4 protein-coding genes are annotated in these 3,831 nt (G+C 68.7%); 2 read left to right on the top strand and 2 right to left on the bottom strand.

The features are described from left to right. A partial coding sequence (locus tag RWX87_RS06610; RefSeq protein ID WP_314688796.1) for a serine hydrolase occupies nucleotides 1–873 on the top strand: 873 nt, incomplete at its 5' end. A gap of 5 nt (nucleotides 874–878) precedes the next feature. Then, nucleotides 879–1,670, top strand: a complete 792-nt coding sequence (locus RWX87_RS06605; RefSeq protein WP_314688795.1) for a type 1 glutamine amidotransferase — start codon at nucleotides 879–881, stop codon at nucleotides 1,668–1,670. Nucleotides 1,671–1,846: 176 nt separating this feature from the next. On the opposite strand, the gene RWX87_RS06600 is transcribed toward RWX87_RS06605, so the two are convergent. Then, nucleotides 1,847–2,716 (bottom strand): glutamate cyclase domain-containing protein, encoded by an 870-nt coding sequence (locus RWX87_RS06600; protein WP_399552335.1) that lies wholly within the window; start codon nucleotides 2,714–2,716, stop codon nucleotides 1,847–1,849. Nucleotides 2,717–2,929: 213 nt separating this feature from the next. Beyond that, nucleotides 2,930–3,831: biotin/lipoyl-containing protein (locus tag RWX87_RS06595; RefSeq protein ID WP_314688794.1), on the bottom strand; the 902-nt coding region annotated here is incomplete at its 5' end.

Below are 3,831 nucleotides of genomic sequence, written 5' to 3'. Positions count from 1 at the left end.
CAGACCGGCCACACCCCCATCCCCCCGGTGCTGAGGTCCGGATCGAGTCGGGGACATCTGACGCGCAGCGACCGCAGCGACATCGCCTCGTACGGATACGGTCTGCGAATCGAGCACGTGCCCGGCATGGGGGATGTCATAGGCCATTCCGGAGGATACCCTGGATACGGTTCGCATATGCGCTGGCACCGGCAGTCGGGACTGGGAATCGTGGCTCTCGCGAACGGACGATACGCCACGCCTGGCATCCCCGCGTCGAAGGCTCTGGATGTGCTGGTCCATGAGGCGATGTCACGGCGGCGTGCGGCGGGGAAGACGGTGCGACCCTGGCCGGAGACGCTTTACGCGGTGCGAAGAATAACCGAAGCCCTCTCCTCCACGGGCGATGCGATGCGCCGGGGTGACGACATCGGCGAGGCCTGTCGCACGGCTCTGTCCTCGATCACGGACGTCTTCGCGATGAACATCGAGCTCGACGCCGACCTGGAGAGCCGTGCCCGCGGGTTGTCCGAGATGCTGGGCATCCTCTGCGGACCTCCGTCGGCACGCGTCGCCGGCATGTTATCCACTCTCCATGCGGACACCCCGGCCCAGGCGACATGGATCATCCCCTGCGAGCGGCATCCCCTGGAATGCTCCATCACCCTGACGCCCCTCAGTCCGCCGGGCATCCAGACCCTGGACTTCCGTGTGGCGGACGAGCCCGCAACGGATGACGTCACGGAGACGCGCCTGACCAGCATCATCGATCTTTCCGAAGGGGACGCCATATGCGCTGCGACGGAGGAGACCGCCGCCGCATCCGCCGGACGAACAGCCCCGAACGACACGGACACGGGCATCATCACAGGGACGAAGGACGGCGGGGAATGAACGGCATGGCAGGGAACCAGAACGCCACGACGGCCACAACGACAACGACGGCAACGACGCCGCCACAGGAACGGCATCGCGGCCTCGCCCTGGTCATCGGGCATTCTCGCACGGCCTCGCTCCGTCGCCTCGGCGACTGGCTCGCACAGCGCGGGCTTGATCATCGACTCGCGTTCGGACCGGACGGTCTGCCGCGAAGCCTCAGCGGGTACGATGCGCTCATCGTCCTCGGGGGCGCTCCCCTGCCCGATGATGATGAACGCTATCCCTGGCTTCCTGCCACGCGTCATCTTGTCTCCGAGGCGCTGGACGAGTCGGTTCCCCAACTGGGCATCTGCCTGGGAGGTCAGCTTCTCGCCTACGTGGGCGGGGGACGCGTGGAGCATCGCATCCTGCGCCCCGAGCATGGCATGACGGAGATCTCCGTGACATCCGCGGCCGCGGGGGACGCCCTGTTCTCCTCTCTGCCGGACACCTTTCCGATGGTGGAGAACCACGTCGACCACATCACGGCGCTGCCGGCCGACGCGGTGCTTCTCGCCCGCTCGGACCGTTCTCCCGTCCAGGGGTTTCGTCTGGGAGACAGGGCATGGGGACTGCAGTTCCATCCCGAGATATCCGAGGAGAACGTCGAGCATTGGGACGAGGACGACAGGAAGGCGGTGCGAACGGACGGCTTCGACTGGGATGAGGTCGTCCGTCATGGCCGGGAACAAGACCACGCCAACGTCGACGTCGCCCGCGCTTTCGCCTGGACCTTCGCCGACATATGCCTGCAATCGCGCGCGAACCGATGATCAGGAGGCCGCCGCGGGAACCCGCGCGGCGGTAGGCGCGCGATCCGATGGAAGATCCGGACACCAATGCGCCGCCACCCCCTTGACGGCGTCTGCCGCATCCTTCCGCGCGGGGCCGTCCAGGTCGAATCCCGTGATTCGTCAGAAGCGCCCGACCTCCCCTGACGACCCCGGCGCTACCGGGCGAGACCTGACAGGGCGCGAATCTCCTCGTAGTACCGCTCCTCGCTCAGACCGTCGACGGTGGGGGTGTTGAGCATCGTCACCCCGTCGAGCCCCCCGGCATCCGCGACGCGTCGGAGCACCCCGCGATGCCAGGAGTCGCCGAGCAGCGGATCGAGCTCCGGATGCCCCATGACCCGCATGGAGCACACGAGGGCATGCCCGCCCCAGTTCGACGTCCCGGAGATGATGAGCCGCTCGGTGGGCACCGTGCAGGCGATGCGCTCGCCGTGGTCCACGACGTCCTCGATGGGAAGCGAATCGATGCGGCCCATGCCGATCTCGTTGCCTCCGTCCCCGACGCCGATGGTTCTCAGACCCAGCTCCGTGAGCCGGCTGAGCGGAGCCGTCCATCTGCTGATGTTCACCCCGCGCATGTTCCGGGGGTCACCGTCACGGGAGGGTCCGACTCGCTCGATGTACACGAGGCTGTCGATGCCGCGCTCGCGGACGAGACGGCCGACGGAGGCCAGCCACTCGTCGAAGCCGGCACCCGCCGGCGAAATGAGCACATGGTCGTCGGGAACGTCGCCGGCGGCGGCCGCGGAGACCACCGGGGCGCACCATTCGTCGCTGACGAGCCAGGCGTCGCCGCCCATGGCTCTCAGTGCCGAGGCGATCTCGACGGCCCCGACCGGCCCGTCGGACTCGGCCGCCGGGCTGCTGGCTCCCGGGATGTAGAAGCCGGTCACCACAAGCGCCCTACGGGCCGCCCCCGTGGCGAACAGACGGGCGGCATGGAACAGGTCGCGCCGGCTGAAGGTCATGAGGACCTCGCTGCCACGTCCCACGTCCTTCGCCGCAAGATCACGGATCCGCGTCACGCGGTGGTACCATCTCCAGCTCGACGCGCGTGAGGCCAGTCCCCGGCGCACCGGGCCTTGCAGGCGCGTGTCCTCCGAGGGCGACGCCCCTCCCCGAACCGCGCCCGCCGTCGTCATCGTCGCCATCGTTCCCTCACCGATTCCTTCCATGCCGTCACCCACGTGATCCGTCATCCTCGCCATCCCGGCCTGTCGGAACGCCCGGGATCATGTTCAGGACACCCGGCCCATGGGCGACCCGTAGTCCACGAGGTCGCCGGCCTTCACCGCGACATGAAGCACGCCGGAGGCCGGGGACGTGACCCGTGTCTCCATCTTCATGGCCTCGAGAACGGCGACGGTCTGCCCCTCGTCGACATGAGACCCGTCCTCGGCCAGCCAGGAGACCACCGTCCCCGTCAGAGGGGCGGCTATCGTTCCGGGCTTCTCGTCCGGCCCGTCCCCGGCGTCCCGAGCGCCGGCGACGGCCGTCCCCGCCATCGCCAGAGACGCGGGAAGCGCCAGGGACATGCGCCTGCCGTCCAGCTCGATCCACGTCCTCGTCAGAGTCCCGCCGTCCGGCGTCCTGACGAAGCCGGGCCCGCGCAGGGTTTCCGAGTCGGTGCGCGGCAGGAATCGCTCCTCGATCCACCGCGTGTACACGCCCAGATGGTCATCCGCGCAGAAGTCGTCGTCCTCGAGCACGGCCGCGTCGAAGGGGACGACCGTGGGGACCCCGCCGATGGACAGTTCGGCGAGAGCGCGGCGCGCCCGGCGTATGCAGGAGGCACGGTCGGGGGCCCAGACGACGAGCTTGGCGAGCAGGGAGTCGAACCGCCCCGAGACGACGGAGCCCGCCTCCACGCCCGTGTCGAAGCGAATGCCGGGACCGCTGGGGACGCGCAGGGAGCCGATCGTGCCGGGGAAGGGGACGAATCCCTTCGAGGGATCCTCGGCATTGATGCGGAACTCCATCGCATGCCCGTGCGGATGCGGATGCACGTCCCCGACGGACGCCCCTTCGGCGATGGCCAGCTGGGCCTCGACGAGGTCGACGCCGGTCGTCTCCTCGGTGACCCCATGCTCGACCTGGATGCGGGTGTTGACCTCCATGAAGGACATGGTGCCGTCGGGGT

Source organism: uncultured Bifidobacterium sp. (assembly GCF_963540075.1).
GTDB lineage: Bacteria > Actinomycetota > Actinomycetes > Actinomycetales > Bifidobacteriaceae > Bifidobacterium.
Note: the sequence above shows the minus strand (reverse complement) of the source record. Positions and strands in the feature narration are given on the sequence as shown.

Bases quoted from the DNA above. Each gene is read 5' to 3' on its own strand.
- RWX87_RS06605 (WP_314688795.1), top strand. From the start codon at position 879: ATGGCAGGGAACCAGAACGCCACGACGGCCACAACGACAACGACGGCA.